Source organism: Amycolatopsis mongoliensis (genome assembly GCF_030285665.1).
Classification (GTDB): Bacteria; Actinomycetota; Actinomycetes; order Mycobacteriales; family Pseudonocardiaceae; genus Amycolatopsis; species Amycolatopsis mongoliensis.
Genome location: NZ_CP127295.1, coordinates 710,223 through 729,185 on the forward strand (window position 1 = coordinate 710,223; position 18,963 = coordinate 729,185).

Genomic DNA, 18,963 nt, shown 5'->3' on the forward strand with positions numbered 1-18,963 from the left:
CGCACATCGGGGATCACTCCGAGTCGCGGGCCAGTCAGCCAATAGGGGATCGATATGTCATCGTTAGGGAGTTAGGGGCTCATCCGAGACGCACTCAGTTGGGTTAAATCCCTCCAGCCACTTGCTTGACTAACCCGTTTGGGTGAGGATGCCCCGAGCCCTAGGGGGATTCCGCACCCCCGATCGGCCCCCGCGAGGTGAGGAGGAAGCGCCGTTGCCCTACGTCCTCGGGATCGATGTGGCACAGGGGCGGACCCACGCCGCGACCTGCCGACGTCAAGGCCCCGGCTGGGGCGACCCCGAACCGCTCTGGCTGGGTGAACGAACCCCCGCCGCCGCGTCCGCGCTGTTCCTGGACGACGAGGGGTACCTGCTCACGGGGGACGCGGCCGCGCAGGCGGGCGCCCGGGTCCCGTCCCGGCTGCTCACCGGCTTCCACCGGCGGATCGGCGACGACGTGCCGATGCTCGTCGAAGGCGAGCCGTTCCCGCCCGAGACGCTGACCACCGTGCTCGTCGAAGGCATCGCCGAGCACGCCGCGAACCTGCTCGGCGGCGCCCCGCACCACCTGGTGCTGACCCACCCCGGCGACTGGGGCGGCTACCGCCGCGACGTGCTGCGCCGCGCCCTGGCCGACGCCGGGTTCCCCGCGGTCACGCTGGTCCCCGGCTCGATCGCCGCGCTCGGCGCGCACCTGCCGGTCCCCGGTCCCGGCGCGACCGCGGCCGGGGTCTGCGAGTTCGGCGCCGACGGCGTGAACGTCACGCTGGCCACGGCGACCGGCTCGGGCGGGTGGCAGCCGGCCGCGACTGCCGAGGGCGTGGCCCCGGCCGCGGCGCTCAGCACGCTCTTCGCCCTCGCGGGCGCGGCGTCGACGTCCCCCAAGCGCCTCGCCGGCGTGGTGTTCTGCGGCGACGTCCCGCCGCACGCACTGCCGGCCCGGCCGCCGTGCCCGGTGTTCGCGGGACCGGTTCCGCCGGCGGCCGCCGCACTCGGCGCAGCCGCCCTCGCGACACTGCGTGCGGACCACCGGGGTGCCCCGCACGAACCCCCCGCCGTCGAGACCACCCTGCTCCCCCAGGTGGACACGTTCGGTGACCTCGGCGAGCGGCCGCCCCGGCCGCCGGTCGAGATCACGCCGTTCGAGCTGCCCGAAAAGAGCAGCCCGATGAACCTGTTCCGGCGGCGGCGCCCCCTCGCCGCCGCGATCCTCGTGCTCGCCGCGGCCGTCTCGGCCGTGGTGATCACCGTCACCGCCCGCGAAGCCACCGCCGGCCCCGACCAGTCCCCCGCCCCGAGCCACTGCGCCCGCCCCGGCGCCCCCTCCGGTGAAGGTCACTGTTGAACACTCTGCTCACGCAGGCTTCCCCGTTCCGCACCGTCCCCGTGCACCCGGCCGCACGCCAGTTGCTCGACCAGGTCGCGGCCGATCCGGCCGCGCCGCTGCGGCTCGCCGTCGTCGCGCCCGGCGGGTACGGCAAGAGCGTGCTGCTCGCCGCGCTCGACCGCTGCTTCCGCGCGGCCGGCGTCGAGGCCCTGCTCGTCGACGACGCCGACCGGCTGGGTCCCGACCAGCTCGAGGAGCTGCTCACGGGCGCGGACGGACCGATCGTCGTCGCGCACCGGCCGGCTTCGGTGGCGTCGAGCTGGACGCTGCTGCAGCTCGGCCCGCTCGGCGTCGAGGACATCGCGCGGCTGATCTCGGCGGTGACGGGTTCGCCCGCCGAGCCCGCGGCGGCGGCCGAGCTGCACGCGCGCAGCGGCGGGGTGCCGCGGCTGGCCGAGCGGGAGCTGCTCGGGCGGCTGGAGGACTTCCGGCCGGAGCTGGACGAGCTCGACGACGACGTCCTGCGCTACCTGATCGCGGCCGAAGCCGGGGCGGGGCGCAACCTCGACCTGCTGTGCGCGCTGCTGGACCGCGGTCCCGACCAGCTCCCCGCGATCGTCGACGCCGCCCGCGCGACCGGGCTGCTCGGCCCGGACGACGCGCTGCTACCGCTGGCCGCGGCCGCGGTCCGCGACTTCGGGCCGCCCGCGCGCCGGCTGACGACGGTGCAGCGGCTCGTCGAACTGCAGCTGGCGAACGGCCTCCCGGTGCTCGACCTGGCGCGCTCGCTGCTCGGCACAGGCAGCTCCGGCGCGTCCGCCGCGGCCGCGTTCGCCGCCGCGGCCGCCGAAGCCCTGCCGTCCGACCCGCGCCTGGCGACCCGGCTCTTCGAGGCCGCCGCCGAAGCGGGCGACCGCTCTTCCGCCGTCACGACGGGGTGGGCGCGCGCGGCCGCGTTGTCGGGCGACCTCGACACGGCGCTGCGCCTCGGCGACGGGATGCTCGGCGCGGCCGACCCCGAAACCCGCGCGGCCGGGGCGGCGATCGCGGCCACCGTGCTGGCGCACCGCGGCGAGCTGGCCCGCAGCGCGGAGCTGTACCACTGGGCCTCCCGCAGCGCCGGCACGACAGCCCAGGGCGACGGCGGGTCTTCTGGCGGCGCTGGGCTTTCCCGCGGCGCTGGGTATTCCGGCAACGCCGGGCAGTCCGGTGGCGCCGGGCAGTCCGCCAACGGCGGGAATTCCGCCAACGCCGGGCAGTCCGCCAACGCCGGGTTTTCCGGCGGCGCCGGGCCCCTCGCGGGCGGAGGGTTCCCGGGCGCCGGGCTTCCCGCGGGTGCGGGCACCTGGGCCGGGGCCGACGCGTTCGCGGCGATCGCGCTGGTCGGCACCGGCGACCTCGACGGCGCCCGGCGGCTCCTCGACTCCCCCGCGCCCGGCGTCGCGCCGACGTTGTTCGCCGGCGCGGCCACCCGGATGGCCCGCGGCATCGCCGATTCGGTGCCAGGCTGCGCGACGGAGACGTTGTCGACGCTGCTCGGCGCCGCGGCGATGCTGGAACCGGCCCTGGGCGGCACGCTGCTGCCGGACAGCCCGGCGGCGCTGGCCGCGCTCGCCGCGCTGCACACCGGGGAGCTGGCGCTCGCGGAGCCGGTGCTGACCCGGGCCCTCGACGGCGGGATCGGCGGCGACCTGCTGTCGGTGCGCCACCGCCTGCTGCTGGGCTGGACCGCGATGACGGCCGGCGACCTCGCGACGGCGGCCGAACACCACGACGCCGTCGCCGGCCGGACGCTGGAGGCCCGCGACGAGCTGTTCTTCGCGACGCTGGAGCTCGGCCTGGCGCGCCGGGCCAGTGATCTGGTGGGGCTGCAGCGGTCGTGGCACCGCGCGTACCAGGCGTCGATGCGGCAGCAGACGGATCTGTTCACGCTGCTGCCGCTGGGCGAGCTGGCGATCGCGGCGGCCCGCACGGGCGCGTTCGCGAAGATTTCGGGCCAGCTGGAACGCGCCCACAGCCTGCTGGCCCGCCTCGGCGAGCCTCCACTGTGGACGGTCTCCCTGGTGTGGCACGAGCTGCACGCGGCGATCACGCTGGAGGACGCGGACGCGGCGAAGGCACACCTGGCGACATTGACCACGCACGCACACTGCGGCCGCTACCCGAGTGCCCTGGCAACGGCGGCCCAGTGCTGGCTGTCGGTCCTGGGCGGCACGTTCGACCCGGACACGATCTCCGCGGCGGCGGCCGAGATGCACGACCTGGGCCTGCGCTGGGACGCGGCGCGCCTGGCCGGCCAGGCGGCGATCCGCACGTCCGACCGCAAGGCGATGGTCCAGCTGCTGGAGGCGGCCCGCCAGTTCCAGGGAACGGCGGCCCGCCGGGAGCCGGGAACATCCGAACCCGCGGCGGCCGGCACCGGGTTGGCGGCGTTGAGCGAGCGGGAGCTCGAGGTGGCCCGGTTGGTCGTGGAGGGGCTGACGTACAAGCAGGCGGGTTCGAAGCTGTTCATCTCGGGCAAGACGGTGGAGCACCACATGGCCCGCATCCGCGGAAAGCTGGGGGCGGCCGACCGCCGCGAGCTGCTCGCGACGCTCCGAGAGCTGCTTTCCCGCCCGGACGCACCGTAGAGCGGCCCGCGCCCTTAGAGCAGCCCCCGCCCTCTCCGGGGGTCCGGCCCCGTGTCCAGCGTATCGGGGATGCCCGACGAAAGCCGTGGGCGAGCGCGGCTGGGGCCGAGTTGTCCACATCGGTGCCTGGCTGTGGATTGCGCTGGGCTCAGTCGCGGCTGGGGCCGAACCGCTCCGTGCGGATGCGGTGCGGATCGTGGCCCAGGGCGACCAGGATGTCCGCCGCCGTCTCGACGAAGCCCGTCGGGCCGCAGATGAAGCACGATGCGCCGAACTCCGCCGGCCAGGCCGCCGTGTTGAGCGTGGCCACGTCGATGCGTCGCGGGATTCCCGGGCGGCCTTCGGGCAGCTCGCGCGTGTACACGTACGTGATGTCCAGCCCCGCCACCGGCGTGCGCAGCTCGTCGGCGTAGTACAGCTCCGCCGGGGTGCGCAGGGAATAGATCAGCTTGAACGGCGTGCGGACGCCCGCCGCCCGGCGGGCGCGGATCATCGCCATCACCGGCACGATGCCCGAGCCGCCCGCGATCAGCAGGACCGGTGCCGGGTCCGCCGGGTGCCAGACGAACCAGCCGCCGACCGGGCCGCGGATCTCCACCGGGTCGCCGATCGCGTACGGGCCGGTGAGGTGTTCGGACACCTCGCCGTCGGCGACGCGCTGGACCGTCAGCTCGACGCGGTCACCGTCGGCGGGCGCAGCGAGCGAGTAGCTGCGCTGCGCTCGGTAGCCGTCGGCCGCGGTGAGCCGGACGTCGACGTGCTGACCCGCCAGGTGCCCCGGCCAGCCCGGCAGGTCGAAGACGAGCGTGCGGGCCGTCGGCGTCTCGTCGCGGAACTCGGCCAAGCGGGCGACCCGCCAGGCTAGTCGCCCTGATACCGCTGTTCGCGCCATGGATCCCCGTAGTCGTGGTAGCCGACGTTCTCCCAGAAACCGGGTTCGTCCCGGGTCTTCAGCTCGAGCGCGCGCACCCACTTCGCGGACTTCCAGAAGTACAGGTGCGGTACCAGCAGCCGCGCCGGGCCGCCGTGTTCGGGAGTGAGCGGCTTGCCGCCGTACTCGTAGGCGATCCAGGCCTGGCCGTCGAGCAGGTCGGCGAGCGGCAGGTTCGTGGTGTAGCCGCCGTAGGAGTGCACCATGACGTAGTCGGCGGCCGTGTCGAGCCCGCCGACCAGCGTGTCCACCGCGACGCCGCGCCAGCGGGTGTCCAGTTTGGACCACTGGGTGACGCAGTGGATGTCCACTGTGGGCTTCTCGCTGGGCAGGGCCATCAGCTCGGCCCAGTTCCAGGCGTGCTTCTCGCCCGTCTCGGTCGTGACCGTGAACTCCCACGTCTCGGTGCGCACGCGCGGGGTCGGGCCGGCCGACAGGACGGGGAAGTCCTCGGCCAGGTACTGACCGGGTGGCAGGCGCGGGTTGCCGCTGCGGGCCCGGCCGCTGAATCCCGGTGTCACGACACCCATCGCGGCCCTCCTTCCGGTCGGCCCGAGCTTACGCCCGGACGCGCAGCCCGAGCGACGTGACGAGCACCGCAGCCTGTTCGGGTGACACGATCGCGCCGTCCAGTTGGGCGTTCACCGGGTCGAGCGACGAGAGGTCGCTGCCGCGCAGGTCGGCGCGGGGCAGCTTGACGGCGTGCAGCGTCGCCGCCGAAAGGTCGACGTCGGCGAACACAGCGTCGGCGCAGTTCGCCCCGGTGAGGTCGGCCTCGCGCATGCGGACCCCGTGGAAGGCGACCGACCGCAGGTCGGCGCCCGCGAGCCCGGTGAACGACCAGTCGCCGCCGGTGACCCGCAGCGGCCGCAGCTCGCACTCGCTGAACGTCGCGCCGACGAGCTTGCACCCGGTGAACTCGGCGTCGAAGAAATTGCACCGCTTGAAGGCGCAGCCGGTGAACGCCGAGTCCGTGTGGCGGGACGCGTTGAAGCGGACGTTGCCGAACACGCAGTCGGTGAAGACCGAGTTCCGGGTGTGCGCCTCCGAGAAGTCGACCTCGCGGAACTCGCACCGCACGTAGTGCCGTCCGGTGATCTCCTCCCCGTACCAGTCCTCGCGGACGAACCGCTGCTCCTCGACGGGTGGATCTTGCGTGGCATCGGACACCCCGCCAGGCTAGCGGCAGTTCCGACTCCGAAGGGTCCGCGCATGCTCGATGCTCACGCCGTCCGGGCGGCCGTGCCGATGACCGCCGCCGTCGACGCGGTGCGGGCGGCCTTCCTCGACCTCGCCGCCGGCCGTTTCGTGGTACCGCAACGGTTGTCCTTCGGCGGCGGCACGACGCTGGTGATGAGCGCCTGCCACACGCCGACGTCGACGACGGTGGTGAAGACGCTCAGCCTGGTCGCCGGCCGCACGCCGATGATCCTCGGGACGCTGGTGTGGAACACCGCCGCGGGCCAGGTGGTCGCCGATGCGATCGAGGTGACGACGCTGCGCACGGGCGCGGCGTCCGGCGTCGCGACGGACCTGCTCGCGCCGGCTTCCGCCACCCGCTTGGCGCCCCTCGGCACCGGCGCGCAGGCCGCCGACCAAGTGCGGGCGGTGGCCGCGGTGCGCCCGGTGAACCGGCTGGCGGTGTTCGGCCGGGATCCGTCGCGTGCTCACGCCTTCGCGGACCGTTTGCGAGCCGAGTTCCCCGGGATCGTGACGCGGGTTGCCGCTTCGGCCGCTGATGCGGTCTCCGATGCGGAGATCGTTTGCTGTGCTACGTCGTCTTCGACTCCTCTGTTCGATGTGGATGATCTTCCGGAGCGGGTTCACGTCAATGCGATCGGGTCCTACCTGCCTTCCATGCGGGAGCTTCCGGCCGAGTTGCTCAGTGCTGCCGCGTGTGTGGTCGTGGATCAGGTCGAGGCCGTGCTCGAGGAGGCCGGCGAGGTGATTCACGCCGTGGACAGCGGAGTGGTGAAGCGGTCTTCGTTGGTTGAGCTCGGCGATGCGTTGGGCGCTCCGCCGGTGGTGAGCGGGCGGACGGTTTTCAAGTCCGTCGGTCTCGCGGTGCAGGACTGGGCCATCGCTCGGCTGCTCGGCGCTGCCGAAGCGGCGGCGGACGCGCGCACCTAGCTGGCCGACACGCGCTCGGGCTGTCCGCGGTGTGCCGCGAGACCGGATGCCGACCACGGGATCGGCACCGAACTCGCGTGATCGCGCGCAGATCTCGCGTGATCGGGGCCGTGACTCGCGTGATTGGCGGCGGAACTCGCGTGGCCGCGCACAAGCGAGGGGCTTACTCAGTGTCCAGAAGAGGCGGCGGAGAGCAACGGGAGCCGCCGAACGGCGCAATCTTGGGGTTGGAGCGTTTGATCGGTCACCCAATGCGGGAATTTTCCGGACATGTCTCCTTGGCGAACCACCACCAGACGGAACACGGCCGTGCGGGTCATCACGGCGATCGGCGCGATCTTCGCGGGGATCGAAGTCCTTTACATGATCATGGTGCTCGCCGGCGCGAATGCCGGCAACGCCTTCTTCGTCTTCATCAAGTCCCTGGCGGTTCCTCTCGCTTTGTTCTTCCCGGGCCTGTTCCCGGTGGACAACCCCAGCCTGGCCGTCATCCTCGACTTCGGCCTGGCCGCGGTGTTCTGGCTGGTCATCACCGGCATCATCGCCCGCTTCGCGGGCCGGTGACCGGCGGCGGTCACGCCGCTTCACCCAGCTGCGGGACCACCCGCCGTCGCCATCCTCGGTGTTCTTCAGCGACACTGGACGGATGAGCGACGGCAGGTGGTTCGACGGCTGGGTGCCCTGGCCCGAACTGGCCGGGCTGGCCGCGGCCGGGCGTTCCCTGCTCCCGAACGTCCCGGTCACGCCCGGCGCGCTGGTGCGCACGGTCACCGAGCAGCTCGTCGGGCGCCGGCTGACCGCCAAGGTCGACGGCCGCGACGTCGGCCTGACCCTCACCGAACTCGACTACCCGGCCGACAGCCTCCGGCTGGCCACCGGCCGCATCGGCAACGTCCGGATCATCGCCGAGGACGTCGACTGGCCCGAGCCCGAAGGCGGCAGCATTCCGCTGCGCCGGGTCACCGTGCTCGCCGAGGACGTCCGCCTCCGCTCGCTGCCCACGCCGGCCGCCAAGCCGGCCCGTGTCGAACTGCGCATCGCCGTGTCCGCGGACGTGCTGCGGGACCGGGTGGCGGCGGTCCGCCCCGGGATCGTCGCGGCCCCGGCCGGAAGCGGGCTGCTCCAGATCCACTGGGCCAAGAAACCGCAGTGGGGCCACCTGACCCTGGAGGCCCGGGTGGAGGACGACGCCGTGGTGCTCGAGCCGCGGAACCTCCACATCGGACAGCGGAAACTCCGGCCACCGAAGCGCTTCCGGCCCATCGTGCTGCCGCTGCCGGAACTCCCGCCGGGGATAAGGCTGACGAAGGTCGAGCCGCGGCACGACGAACTCGTGCTGCACACAGTGGCGGAGGAATGGCCGGACCGGCTTTCCCGCATTCCTCTCGCCGACCTGCTGAGCTGGCTGACGACCGCCGCGATGACGCTGACCCTGCCGAACCTCGGTACCCGTTCATGACCCCTCCTCGGTGAGCCGGACACCGAAAACGCTACTCGAACGCGAGTTCGAACGTCATCACTCACAAGAGGGGACTTCGACTCGGTTGACGCGGCAGGAAGCCGGTTCGAAGTGAACGGCCAATAAAGGAACGGGGTCAGGTCACCGGGAACCAGGTCCCGGACGCCCATTCCGTGTCACCCCAGGCTTTTCGCTCGTCCGGGCGTGGGTCGAGCACGAGATCCGTGTCTTCCCGGAAAACCAGCACCGGGCGCAGTTCCGGGCCGTACGCGGGCCATTCGGGTCCGTCGGCGTCCGCGACGCCGTCGCGGATGAACCGCACCCAGCTCCGGTGGATCAGCAGCGCCGCGCGCTCGCGCTTCGGGTTGACCGCGGAGCCCTGCGTGGCGAGCGGCAGCGGCGTCTTCCACGCCATCGTCGTCTCGGTGCCGTGGCCGCCGTCGAGCTGTTCGGGCACGCCGGGTGCGGCGATGTCGATGCGGTAGCGGTAGACGGGCGCGTGCGCGGACTGCGCGTCGGCCAGCCGCTGCGTCGGGATGCCGTAGCGTTCGTCGCCCATCGCGGCGATCTTCGCCGACTTCAGGTCGGGGACGCGGCGAAGGTAGGTCTCGAGAAGGTGCGAAGCGCCTTCGTCACCGAGGATTCCCGAAAGGACGCCGCTCGCCGGAGCGGTCGCGACGTCGTCGCCGAGCATCAGCGCGTACGTGCTGCCTTCGTTGCTGTTGCAGCCGACCAGCAGCGGGATCCCGGCCGCGCTCCCCCGCCGGATCGGCCCGATCGGGACCTCGGGCAGCACGCGGGGATGCAGCGTCGGACGCCAGAGCCACAGCGCTTGGAGCCCGCTCAGGATCCGTTCCTGCGCCTCGACGAACTCCTTGGCCGGCAAGGCGCGCAGCGCTTCGGCGTCGTGGCAGCCGACCTCGTCGAGGAGCCGCCGGGCCAGTGCGGTCCCGGCCTCCGGCGTAGCGACGTGGTCCGCGCCGCCACTGCTGCTGATCGCCCGGGCGAACAACCCGGCGCCGAGCGGGCTGCCCATCAGGTTCCCGATGCTCTTCGCGCCCGCCGAGACGCCGTAGACGGTGATCCGCGCCGGGTCACCGCCGAACGCGGAGACGTTGCGGTGCACCCACTTCAGGGCCTCGATCTGGTCGAGGAGCCCGCACACCCCCGCGTCCGCTTCGGCCTCCCCGAAGATCCCGGCGAGGTGCAGGAAGCCGAGCGAGCCGAGCCGGTAGTTGATCGTGACGACGACGATCCCGGCGCGCGCGAACTCCTCGCCGTCGCCGAGCTGCTCGCCGTGGCCGACGCGGTAGCCGCCGCCGTGCAGCCAGAACAGCACGGGCCAGCCGCCCTCGGGAGGAGGCCCGTCCGGCGTGCAGACGTTGAGGTAGAGACAGTCCTCGTCGCACACGGCGGACGGGTTCATCGGGTCCGGCGGTTGCGTCGCGTGCGGCCCGTACTCCGTCGCGACGTGCACGCCGCCCGAGAGCGCGGGCGGCCGCGGCGCCTTCCAGCGCAGCTCGCCGACCGGCGGACGGGCATACGGGATCCCGCGCCAGACGCGGACGCCGTCGCCCGCCAGCCCCACCAGCGCCCCGAGCTCGGTCGTGACCGTCGGGACGGAAGCCATCAGAGCGAGGCCTGCTCGACCGTCGGCAGGCAGACCTCGAACCGGGTGTTCCCGGGCTCCGACTCGACGCGCAGGTCACCCTGGTGGCGCTCGACGACGATCTTCCACGAGATGTCCAGGCCGAGCCCGGTGCCCTCGCCGACCGGCTTCGTCGTGAAGAACGGCTCGAAGATCCGCTGCTTGATGTCCGCCGGGATGCCCGGGCCGGTGTCGCCGATCTCCACGCGGACCTGGTCGTTCTGACCCCAGGTGCGCAGCGTCAGCGTGCCCTCGCCCTGCATCGCGCCGAGGGCGTTGTCGATGACGTTCGTCCAGACCTGGTTCAGCTCGGCCGGGTACGCCGGGATCTTCGGCAGGCTGCGGTCGTACTCCTTGACGACGCGGACGCCGTCGCCGATCTTGCCCGCGAGCATGACGAGCGTGGAGTCGAGGCCGTCGTGGACGTCGACCCACTGGTGCGGCGCCCGGTCCATCTGGGAGTACTGCTTGGCCTTGCCGACCAGCGCGGAGATCCGCGTGGTGGAGTCCTCGATCTCGCCCATCAGCATCTCGGTCTCGAGCGCGTAGGCCAGCCACCGGACGGCGCCGTCGATGAAGGTGTCGCCGACCTGCTCGAGGACGTTGTCCAGGTCGGCCGTGGTCAGGCCGGCGCGGACGTAGATGTCGGCGAGGTCCCAGCCCTGGTCGATACCGCGGTCCTCGAACCAGCCGGTGATCTCGTCCTCGCGGTCGGCCTGCTGCATCGCGGACAGCTTCTCGGCCTGCGCGACCTGCTTGACCAGGCGTTCCTGGACGTCGATGAGCTGGTAGAGCAGCTCCGGGTCGATGTCCTTCTTCGCGAGGAAGGCGAGCTTGTGGCGCATCCCGGCGACGCGTTCGCGCAGGGCGGACGTCGCCCGGACGGCGGCCGCGGCCGGGTTGTTCAGCTCGTGCGTCAGGCCGGCCGACAGCTCGCCCAGCGCCAGCAGCCGGCGGCGCGAGCCGATCACGGTGTCGCTGTTGCGCCAGCCGAGGTACATGCCTTCCAGCAGGTGCGTCGCCATCGGGAACCACCGGCGGAACTCGAAGGAGAACTCCTTCGACGGCAGGGTGAGGAACGTGACGTCGGACAGCGCGCGCACCGTGGCGTTGTAGGTGTGCTCGTTCTCCTGGTGCACGAAGAACTGGGTCGCGCCGAAGTACGCCCCACGCTGGTCGGACCGGTTGGTCTCCACCTCCGTGCCGCTGACCAGCCGCGTCATCCGGATCGCGCCGTTGAGCAGGACGTAGAAGCACGTGGCTTCGGCGCCCTCGCTGATGACGGTCGAGTCGCTTTCGTACTCCTCGAGCACGGCGTTGGCGGCGATCCAGTCGAGCTGGTCTTCGGAAAGGTGTTCGAAAAGGAAGAGCCCGCGAAGCTCTTCCCGCGGCAGTGCGCTCATTGTTCCTCCAGGTACCGGTGTACCAGCGTCACGGCCATCGCGCCCTCGCCGACCGCGGACGCCACCCGCTTGACCGACTGGGACCGCACGTCACCGGCCACGAACACGCCGGGGATCGACGACTCGAGGTAGTGCGGATCACGGTCGAGCGGCCAGCCGGCCGGCCGCTGCCCGGCGGACAGCAGGTCGGGGCCGGTGCAGACGAAGCCGTGCTCGTCGCGGTGGATGCCCTCGCCGAGCCAGTCGGTGCGCGGGGCGGCGCCGATGAAGATGAACAGGTGCCCGGTCTCGACCGTCTCGGTGACACCGTTTTCGCACAGCGTGAGCCGCTCCAGGTGACCGTCGCCGTGAACCTGCTTGACCGTGGTGTGCGTGCGGACGTGGATGTTCTCGATGCCCGCGATCTGCTCGATCAGGTAGTGCGACATCGACGACTCCAGCGACGCGCCGCGCACCAGGATCGTGACGTCGCTGGCGTGCCGGGAGAAGAACACCGCGGCCTGCCCGGCCGAGTTAGCGCCGCCGACGATGTAGACGTGCTCGCCCTTGCACTCGGGCGCCTCGGTCGCGGCCGAGCCGTAGTAGACGCCGCGGCCGGACAGCTCCTCGATGCCGTCGGCCTCCAGCGCGCGGTAGGTGACGCCGCTGGCCAGGATCACCGAATGCGCGGCGATCTCGCTGCCGTCGCCGAAGGTGATCACCCGCGACGAGCCGCGGGCTTCGAGGCCGACGACGTCGCGCGCGGTCAGCACCTCCGCGCCGAACTTCTGCGCCTGGCGCCGCGCCCGGTCGGTCAGCTGCGCACCGGAGACGCCGTCGGGGAAGCCGAGGTAGTTCTCGATGCGCGAGCTGGTGCCGGCCTGGCCGCCGGTGGCCTTCTTCTCGACGAGCACTGTGCGCAGGCCCTCGGACGCGCCGTAGACCGCGGCGCCGAGCCCGGCGGGTCCGCCGCCGATCACGACGAGGTCGTAGAACTCCTGCGCCGGGCGGGTCGACAACCCGACCGCGTCCGCGATCGCGCCGCCGGTGGGGTTCTTGAGCACGGTGCCGTCGGGGGTGACGACGACCGGGATGTCGGTCTCGGTGGCTTCCGCGGCCTGCAGGATCCGGCGGCCTTCGTCGTCCTCGACGGAGTACCAGCGGTACGGGACGGCGTTGCGGGCGAGGAAGTCGCGCAGGTGGAACGACGGCGAGTTGTAGCGGTGGCCGATGAGCTTGACCTCTTCGACCGGCTTGTCGCCGACCGCGCGCCAGGTCTCGACCAGCGCGTCGATCACCGGGTAGAGCTTCTCCTCCGGCGGGTCCCACGGCTTGAGCAGGTAGTGGTCGACGTCGACGACGTTGATCGCCTGGATCGCGGCGTCGGTGTCGGCGTAGGCGGTCAGCAGGGCGCGGCGGGCGTGCGGGAACAGGTCCATCGCCTTCTCGAGGAAGGCGATCCCGTCCATCTGCGGCATCCGGTAGTCGGCGAGGATCGCCGCGACGGCGTCGCCGCGCAGCTTGATCTCGCGCAGCGCGTCGAGGGCGTCCGCGCCGGAGTCGGCGCGGATGACGCGGTAGTCCTTCCCGTAGCGGCGCCGCAGGTCACGGGCGACCGAGCGGGACACGGCGGGATCGTCGTCGACGGTCATCAGGATCGGCTGGCTCACGAGATGCAGCCTACGGCGCCCGGTGGTCCGCTGGGGAGGACCGGCGTTTCGGGACCTGGACCCGCTCCAGGTCCTCGGCCACCACGATCTCGCCGTCGAACTCGGCCCGCGCCTCCGCCAGGAAGCGCGCCGGATCGGGGTAGCGCTGGGAAAAGTGGGTCAGCACGAGCTGCCGGACGCCGGATTCGGCGGCGACGCGGGCGGCCTGCTGCGCGGTCAGGTGCCCGAAGTCACGGGCGAGGTGGGTGTCCTCGGCGAGGAACGTCGACTCGATCACGAGCAGGTCGGCGTTCTCGGCGAGGGCGTAGACGGCGTCGCAGAGGCGGGTGTCCATCACGAACGCGAACCGCTGTCCCGGCCGGGGCGTGCTGACGTCTTCGAGGCTCGTGGTCCCGAGCCGGCCCTCGCGCTGCAGCCGCCCGACGTCCGGCCCGGTGATGCCGCGTTCGCGCAGCCGCTCGGGCAGCATGGTCCGGCCGTCCGGCTCGACCAGGCGGTAGCCGAACGCCTCGACGGGGTGGCTCAGCCGCTTCGCCTCCAGGGCGAGCTTCCCGGTCGCGATCGGGCCGTCCTCGGTGATCGGGTGTTCGCGCAGGTCAGCGGTCTCGTAGAACGCTGTCGCGTGCCTCAGCCGCGCGAAGTAGTGCGCGCCGGACGCCGGGAAGTGGGCGTGGACCGGGTGCGGCACCTTGTCCAGCGACAGCCGCTGGATCACCCCGGAGAGCCCCAGGCTGTGGTCGCCGTGGAAGTGCGTGACGCAGAGGCGTGTGATGTCCGTGGCGGCGACGCCGGCCCGCAGCATCTGGCGCTGGGTGCCTTCGCCGGGGTCGAAGAGGATGCCCTCGCCGTCCCAGCGGAGGAGGTAGCCGTTCTGGTTGCGGTGGCGCGTGGGCACCTGGGACGCGGTGCCCAGCACCACCAGTTCGCGGGTCGACACCCCCGCACGCTACTCACGCGGCGGGGGTGGTGTCCCCCAGTTTGCGCAACCGGAAGGCCAGCACCAGCAGCATGATCCCGTAGATCAGGGCGTAGATCCCGACGAGCAGCGCGATGCCGAACGCGCCGGCGATCGGGTTGAACACGATGAGCACGCCCGCGATCACCGAAATCGCACCGGCGGCGATGAGGAACGCCTCGCCCTGGATCTGCTTGCGGAGCCGGATCGCGGCGGCGATCTCCGCGACGCCGGTGACGATCGCCCACAGGCCGACCAGCAGGGCCAGGAGCAGAACCGTGATGCCGGGCCAGACCAGGACCAGGATTCCGGCGATGATGCCGAGCGCGCCGAGGATTCCGTAGGCGGCGCGGTGGCCGGCGTCGCCCGGGCGGAAGGCCTGCATCAGGCCGCCGACGCCGTCGACGATCGCGTACACGCCGTACAGGATCGCCAGAGCGAGCACCGTGACGCCCGGCCAGACCAGGGCGAAGATTCCGAAGAGCACGGCGAACGCACCGCGGACGGCCGCGATCGGCCACGCCTTGCGGGGCTCGATGACGGAAAACGCTGCGAAGGAGGTCATGAGGTCGCTCCTCGGGTGTCGGGACACCCAGTATCGCGACAAACTGCCCGAGTGGCGCGGTTCACCACCCGTTCGGGCCATGCGTCCACTGTGTCCGGCCACATAGGACCGGCGTGCGCCGCGGCCGCCACCACGGCGCACGCCGGTTGCTCAGGGGTAGCTGACCAGGTTGACCGGCTTGGTGCCGGCCGGGGTCGTGTCACCCGTGGTGTTGATGACGTGCGTGATCGTGCCCTGGTAGTTGAGCGACACGGTCACCATGTCGTGGAACTTCACGCCCGGGGTGTTCGGCGCCTCGAAGGCGTGGGCGCTGGCGACCGAGGGGTTGGTGCTGAAGTAGCAGTAGCTGCCCAGCCCCCACGCCTCGTGGCTCGTGACGTTCGGGCCCACCTTGTAGGCGGAGTAGCCCTTGGTCGACCCGTTCATCCAGCCGGCCTGGTTCGGCACGTCGTAGGGCATCTCGTTCTGGAAGAAGTACGTCCGGCCGCCGTTGCCGTTCCAGACGACCTGCGTCTTCTGGTAGTGCTCGACGAACAGGCCGTACGTCGTCACGTTGTTGCCGTTGACCGTCAGCCCGGTGTCGGCGGTGTTGGTGGTCCAGCCGACGTTGTCGCCGTTGTCGGCGTGGTCGGCGCGCCAGATCCACATGTGGTCGCCGATCACGTTGTTGCTGTTCACCACCAGGCTGTTCGTCGCCTTGCCGACGGCCGGGCCGCCGATCCGGAAGAACACGTCGTGCAGCGACGTCGGGTCCGCCGCGTGGTCGGCGGTCGAGCCGGCCTGGCCGACCTGCATGAGGGTGTTCGAGTTGGTCGTGCCGGCGTCGATCAGCAGGCCGGCGACCTTGACGCCGTCGACGTCGTCGACGTTCATCGCGGTGACGCCGCCGTCCGGCACCAGCGTGGCGATGCCGAGGCCGAGCACGACGGTGTCCGGCCGGGTGACGTGCAGCGCCTGGCTGAGGTGGTAGACACCCGGCGTGACCAGCAGGTTCTTGCCCGCGGCGAGCGCGGCGTTCATGTCCGCGGCGGTGGCGCCCGGCTTGGCGATGTAGAACTGGTCGATCGGGATCGAGCTGCCGGGGGCGGTGCCGTTCGCCCAGCTCGTGCCGGACGCGTTGGTCTTCACGCTCGGGACGAACACCTGGTAGTTGCCGGCGTTGTCGACGTAGAGGAACGGCTTCTCGCGCGTGACCGGCGTCTGGCCGACCGTGGTGTACGGCGGCGACGGGAACGTGTTCGCCGGGGCGCCCTGGACGCCCGCGAAGACCATGTTCCAGTTCGAGCCGTTCCAGCTGCCGAACTGCGAGTTGCGGGAGATCCACTGCTGCTGCGAGCCGGAGCGGACCTGGCCGTCGATCTTCGAGTCGGAGATCCAGCCGCCGCTGGCCCAGCCGCCGTCGTCGAGCTGGAGGTCACCGCGGACGTGCATGCGGCGGTACGGCGCGGCCTGGCTGACGGCCCAGCGGTCGGCGCCGCCGGTCGGGTTGACGGACAGGTTCTCGGCGCCGCGCCAGAAGTTCTGCGTCGCGTTCTGCGGCGGGAACCAGTCGGCCTCGACGTGCACGGCGCCGTTGATCGTCACGGCGTCGGGACTCAGGCCGAGGCCGAGGACCTGCGTGTAGAAGCCGACGTTGACGTCGTTGGAGTACGTGCCCGGCTTGAACATCACGGCGTAGCGCTGGCTGCCGAACTGGTTGCGTTCCTGCTGGCCGAAGATGCTGTTGAGGCGGCTCTGGATCGTCGAACTCGGCATCGAGGGGTCGAAGATCACCACGTTCGGGCCGAGGTCCGGCTGGCCGGGCTGCGTCGTGTTCACGGGGTTCAGGGTGAAGGATTGGGCGGCGGTCCCGTTGCAGGCGTACTGCTGGAGCTGGACGGAGTCGGCGGTCGAGGCGCTCGGGACGTCGAGGCACTTCCCGCTGTTGCGGCTGACGAAGTGGTAGCGGCCGTTGCCCTCGTCGACCGCCTGCCACTGCTGGTTGGCGCCGTTCGAGTAGGTCCAGAGCTGCACGAGGCCGCCGTCGGCGGTGGAGACACCGGTGACGTCCCAGGCCGCGGCGGGGTTGCCACGGGCGTTGACCCGGAAGTAGCCGTCGCCGGTGGACTGGAACTGCCACTCCTGTGACGCGGTCTGGTTGCAGGAGTACTGCTGCACGACGGTGCCGTTGGCGGTCCCGGCGGCCCGCGCATCGACGCACTTCCCGCTGTTGGCGGCGACCACGGTGTACCAGCCGTCCGGAGTGACCGCGGCTTGCGCCTGGCTCGTGGTCAGCATGCCCGCGACCAGGGCGGATGCCGCGGAGAGCAGCACCATCACCCGCCGTCTCGTCTTCATCGAAACCTCCTCTGCCGCGTTCCGCGGCGTTCGTAGAGCAGGAAACGGCAGAGGCGTGCCCGGTCTTGGGGTAGACGCGGCGTAACGGGCGGGGACCTCGGCGTCACAACCGCGGCAAAATGTAACGGCGGCCACACCACGAGGTCAATACACGACTAAAAATAAGGTGTAAAAACGCAGGTCAGGGCTTCAGCCGCCGACGCGGTGACCCTGAGGCACCCCCTGCGCAGGAGCCGTTCGGGGGTCGTGTAGCGTATGGCCATACGAGATGCGGAGTTCACCTTCGCTCCGGGGCTATGGCGCAGCTGGTAGCGCACCTCACTGGCAGTGAGGGGGTCAGGGGTTCGAGTCCCCTTAGCTCCACATCGCAATGAACCCCTTCGTTTCAGCCGTTGTAGCTGGTCGGAGGGGTTTTCTGCGTTCCGGGTTCGATCTCCGCTGATCAGCTTACGGCGTGATCTTGTGCTCCTGGTGGGGCAGAACTGGAGCACCACCCCACCCTCGATATGGCGTCGGCGCGGTGTTCCCGCTGCTCCCGGGCTCGCCCGGCGGGTGACCCCCACCGTGGCGAAGAGGGGGACAACCACCGCCATATGGCGGCCCTCGACCACGCCGGGTGACGGCGTCGGCGGCAGTGGTGCCGCCATGCGCCAGCGGCGCTCGAGATCGTCCAGCAGCCGCTGCTCGACCTCCGGGGCGACGTGGGAGTAGGTCTCGATGACCCGGTTGTCCAAGTGGTGACCGAGCCGGCGGGCCTGAGCGATCTCCGGTGCGCCGCCGGCGATCAGCCAGGTCTTGTGACTGTGCCGCAGTCCGTGGAAGGTCAACCCTGACCGGACCGCCGCGCAGCCCGCCTTCGTCCCGGACGCCTCGCTGCCGTCGACCGCGGGACGGAAAACCCGCCGGAGGAACGTCGAGCGCCACAACCACGTCCCGCTCGGCGTGGTGAACACGAACCCGTACCGGTGCCGCGCGAGATGCTCGCGCAGCAGCGCGACCAGGAACGGCGGCAGCGCGATCGTCCGCGCCGAGGCCCGGGTCTTCGGCGGCCCGAGCCACCGCATCGACCCAGACTCGTGCAATGCCCCCACCAGCGGATCGATCACGATCACCCCACGTCGGAGGTCGACATTGTCCCGATGGAGACCGGCGAGTTCGCCCCACCGGCAACCGGTCCACGCCGCGGTGATCACCAGCAGCCGCGCGATCGGCCCGCCGAGAACGCCGGCCTGCTCGGCGATCCGCACCACCTGTTCCGGAGTCGCCCAGATCCGCTCCGGCACCGCCCGTCGTGACCGCCGGCCCCGGCGCCTCCGCCACCGCACCGGATTGAACGGGATCAGCCGCTCATCGGCCGCATCGGTCAGCAGCATCGACAGGAGATTCAGCTGCGAACTCACCGTCGACGGGGCGAATCCGGCTCGCTCCAGCTCCCGAGCCCACTCGGTCACACCCAGCGCCGTGATCGCACCCAACGGCAGGTCGCCGAACTTCGGCAGGATGTGACACCGCAGCCGGCTCCGGTAGCTCTCGATCGTCCGTGGACCCAGATCCAGCGACCGGAACCATCGCGCCACCCACTCAGCCGCGGTGACCGCGCTGTCGGCCGGATCGATCCACACCCGCCGGCGCCGATCCACCTCCAGCCCGGCGGCGTAGGCCGCGGCGTCACGCTGTGAGCCGAAACCGGACACCGAACGAACGCCACAGCCTTGCTGTCGATACCGCACCCGCCACGTTTTGCTGCCGCACTGCTCCACCCACGCCATAACAGCCTCCACACCGGAACAAAACCAACCCAGCGTTGGGCCGCTTCGGTGTATTTTCCCGACACAGCCATCTTCAACGATGCTCGCTAATCGGGAGGGCGCAGCCGGGCGACCACCGCCTGTGATGTCGAGTGCACGTAACGATGGCGTTGTGCTGGCG

14 protein-coding genes, 1 tRNA gene and 1 pseudogene are annotated in these 18,963 nt (G+C 71.3%); 6 read left to right on the plus strand and 10 right to left on the minus strand.

Features of this window, described 5'->3' with window-relative positions; genetic code table 11:
* The first annotated feature begins 214 nt into the window (after window positions 1–214).
* Window positions 215–1,345 carry an Hsp70 family protein gene (locus tag QRX60_RS03380; protein WP_285999336.1) on the plus strand — a complete coding sequence of 377 codons (1,131 nt, stop codon included), beginning with the start codon at window positions 215–217 and terminating at the stop codon, window positions 1,343–1,345.
* Window positions 1,342–3,957 carry a helix-turn-helix transcriptional regulator gene (locus QRX60_RS03385; protein WP_285999337.1) on the plus strand — a complete coding sequence of 872 codons (2,616 nt, stop codon included), beginning with the start codon at window positions 1,342–1,344 and terminating at the stop codon, window positions 3,955–3,957. Before QRX60_RS03380 ends, QRX60_RS03385 begins: the two co-directional genes overlap by 4 nt.
* Window positions 3,958–4,105: 148 nt before the next feature.
* Here QRX60_RS03385 and QRX60_RS03390 read toward each other — a convergent pair whose 3' ends face one another.
* Genes QRX60_RS03390 through QRX60_RS03400 form a run of 3 tightly spaced genes read right to left on the minus strand, consistent with a single transcriptional unit; the run spans window position 4,106 to window position 6,058 of the window.
* Window positions 4,106–4,849 carry a ferredoxin reductase gene (locus QRX60_RS03390; RefSeq protein WP_285999338.1) on the minus strand — a complete coding sequence of 248 codons (744 nt, stop codon included), beginning with the start codon at window positions 4,847–4,849 and terminating at the stop codon, window positions 4,106–4,108.
* Window positions 4,819–5,418 (minus strand): sulfite oxidase-like oxidoreductase, encoded by a 600-nt coding sequence (locus QRX60_RS03395; protein ID WP_285999339.1) that lies wholly within the window; start codon window positions 5,416–5,418, stop codon window positions 4,819–4,821. The genes QRX60_RS03390 and QRX60_RS03395 overlap by 31 nt, the downstream gene beginning before the upstream one ends.
* A gap of 28 nt (window positions 5,419–5,446) precedes the next feature.
* Window positions 5,447–6,058: a pentapeptide repeat-containing protein gene (locus QRX60_RS03400; protein WP_285999340.1), complete on the minus strand. Its 612-nt coding sequence runs from the start codon at window positions 6,056–6,058 to the stop codon at window positions 5,447–5,449.
* Between the two features lie 42 nt (window positions 6,059–6,100).
* On the opposite strand from QRX60_RS03400, the gene QRX60_RS03405 reads away from it, so the two are divergent.
* The 3 genes from QRX60_RS03405 to QRX60_RS03415 all read left to right on the plus strand — a co-directional run bounded on the left by QRX60_RS03405 (window position 6,101) and on the right by QRX60_RS03415 (window position 8,477).
* A complete protein-coding gene (locus QRX60_RS03405) occupies window positions 6,101–7,018 on the plus strand; it encodes an ornithine cyclodeaminase family protein (RefSeq protein ID WP_285999341.1) in 918 nt (305 codons plus the stop codon).
* A gap of 309 nt (window positions 7,019–7,327) precedes the next feature.
* Window positions 7,328–7,582: a hypothetical protein gene (locus QRX60_RS03410; protein WP_285999342.1), complete on the plus strand. Its 255-nt coding sequence runs from the start codon at window positions 7,328–7,330 to the stop codon at window positions 7,580–7,582.
* Between the two features lie 82 nt (window positions 7,583–7,664).
* On the plus strand, window positions 7,665–8,477 hold the full coding sequence (locus tag QRX60_RS03415) for an LmeA family phospholipid-binding protein (protein WP_285999343.1): 813 nt from the start codon (window positions 7,665–7,667) through the stop codon (window positions 8,475–8,477).
* A 136-nt stretch (window positions 8,478–8,613) separates the two neighbouring features.
* Here QRX60_RS03415 and QRX60_RS03420 read toward each other — a convergent pair whose 3' ends face one another.
* From QRX60_RS03420 to QRX60_RS03445, 6 genes are all read right to left on the minus strand, one after another.
* Window positions 8,614–10,107, minus strand: a complete 1,494-nt coding sequence (locus QRX60_RS03420; protein WP_285999344.1) for a carboxylesterase/lipase family protein — start codon at window positions 10,105–10,107, stop codon at window positions 8,614–8,616.
* The gene (locus tag QRX60_RS03425) at window positions 10,107–11,528 is read right to left on the minus strand and encodes an ATP-binding protein (RefSeq protein ID WP_285999345.1); all 1,422 of its coding nucleotides are present in this window, start codon (window positions 11,526–11,528) and stop codon (window positions 10,107–10,109) included. Before QRX60_RS03425 ends, QRX60_RS03420 begins: the two co-directional genes overlap by 1 nt.
* The gene (locus QRX60_RS03430; protein WP_285999346.1) at window positions 11,525–13,177 is read right to left on the minus strand and encodes a response regulator; all 1,653 of its coding nucleotides are present in this window, start codon (window positions 13,175–13,177) and stop codon (window positions 11,525–11,527) included. Before QRX60_RS03430 ends, QRX60_RS03425 begins: the two co-directional genes overlap by 4 nt.
* Before the next feature lie 10 nt (window positions 13,178–13,187).
* Entirely contained in the window at window positions 13,188–14,114 is a 927-nt protein-coding gene (locus QRX60_RS03435; RefSeq protein ID WP_285999347.1) for a ribonuclease Z, read from the minus strand.
* Window positions 14,115–14,127: 13 nt separating this feature from the next.
* Window positions 14,128–14,697: an HdeD family acid-resistance protein gene (locus QRX60_RS03440; RefSeq protein WP_285999348.1), complete on the minus strand. Its 570-nt coding sequence runs from the start codon at window positions 14,695–14,697 to the stop codon at window positions 14,128–14,130.
* Window positions 14,698–14,847: 150 nt separating this feature from the next.
* The gene (locus QRX60_RS03445; protein WP_285999349.1) at window positions 14,848–17,034 is read right to left on the minus strand and encodes an RICIN domain-containing protein; all 2,187 of its coding nucleotides are present in this window, start codon (window positions 17,032–17,034) and stop codon (window positions 14,848–14,850) included.
* A gap of 290 nt (window positions 17,035–17,324) precedes the next feature.
* Here QRX60_RS03445 and QRX60_RS03450 point away from each other — a divergent pair.
* Window positions 17,325–17,397 (plus strand) — tRNA-Ala (locus QRX60_RS03450).
* Between the two features lie 341 nt (window positions 17,398–17,738).
* Here the strand turns inward: QRX60_RS03450 and QRX60_RS51555 are convergent.
* Window positions 17,739–18,803: pseudogene (locus QRX60_RS51555) on the minus strand (tyrosine-type recombinase/integrase); the annotation flags it as partial.
* Window positions 18,804–18,963 lie beyond the last annotated feature (160 nt).

Coding starts and splice junctions, on each gene's coding strand:
- QRX60_RS03390 (WP_285999338.1), bottom strand. CDS start 4,849: ATGGCGCGAACAGCGGTATCAGGGCGACTAGCCTGGCGGGTCGCCCGC.
- QRX60_RS03445 (WP_285999349.1), bottom strand. CDS start 17,034: ATGAAGACGAGACGGCGGGTGATGGTGCTGCTCTCCGCGGCATCCGCC.
- QRX60_RS03395 (WP_285999339.1), bottom strand. CDS start 5,418: ATGGGTGTCGTGACACCGGGATTCAGCGGCCGGGCCCGCAGCGGCAAC.
- QRX60_RS03425 (WP_285999345.1), bottom strand. CDS start 11,528: ATGAGCGCACTGCCGCGGGAAGAGCTTCGCGGGCTCTTCCTTTTCGAA.
- QRX60_RS03420 (WP_285999344.1), bottom strand. CDS start 10,107: ATGGCTTCCGTCCCGACGGTCACGACCGAGCTCGGGGCGCTGGTGGGG.
- QRX60_RS03440 (WP_285999348.1), bottom strand. CDS start 14,697: ATGACCTCCTTCGCAGCGTTTTCCGTCATCGAGCCCCGCAAGGCGTGG.
- QRX60_RS03415 (WP_285999343.1), top strand. CDS start 7,665: ATGAGCGACGGCAGGTGGTTCGACGGCTGGGTGCCCTGGCCCGAACTG.
- QRX60_RS03405 (WP_285999341.1), top strand. CDS start 6,101: ATGCTCGATGCTCACGCCGTCCGGGCGGCCGTGCCGATGACCGCCGCC.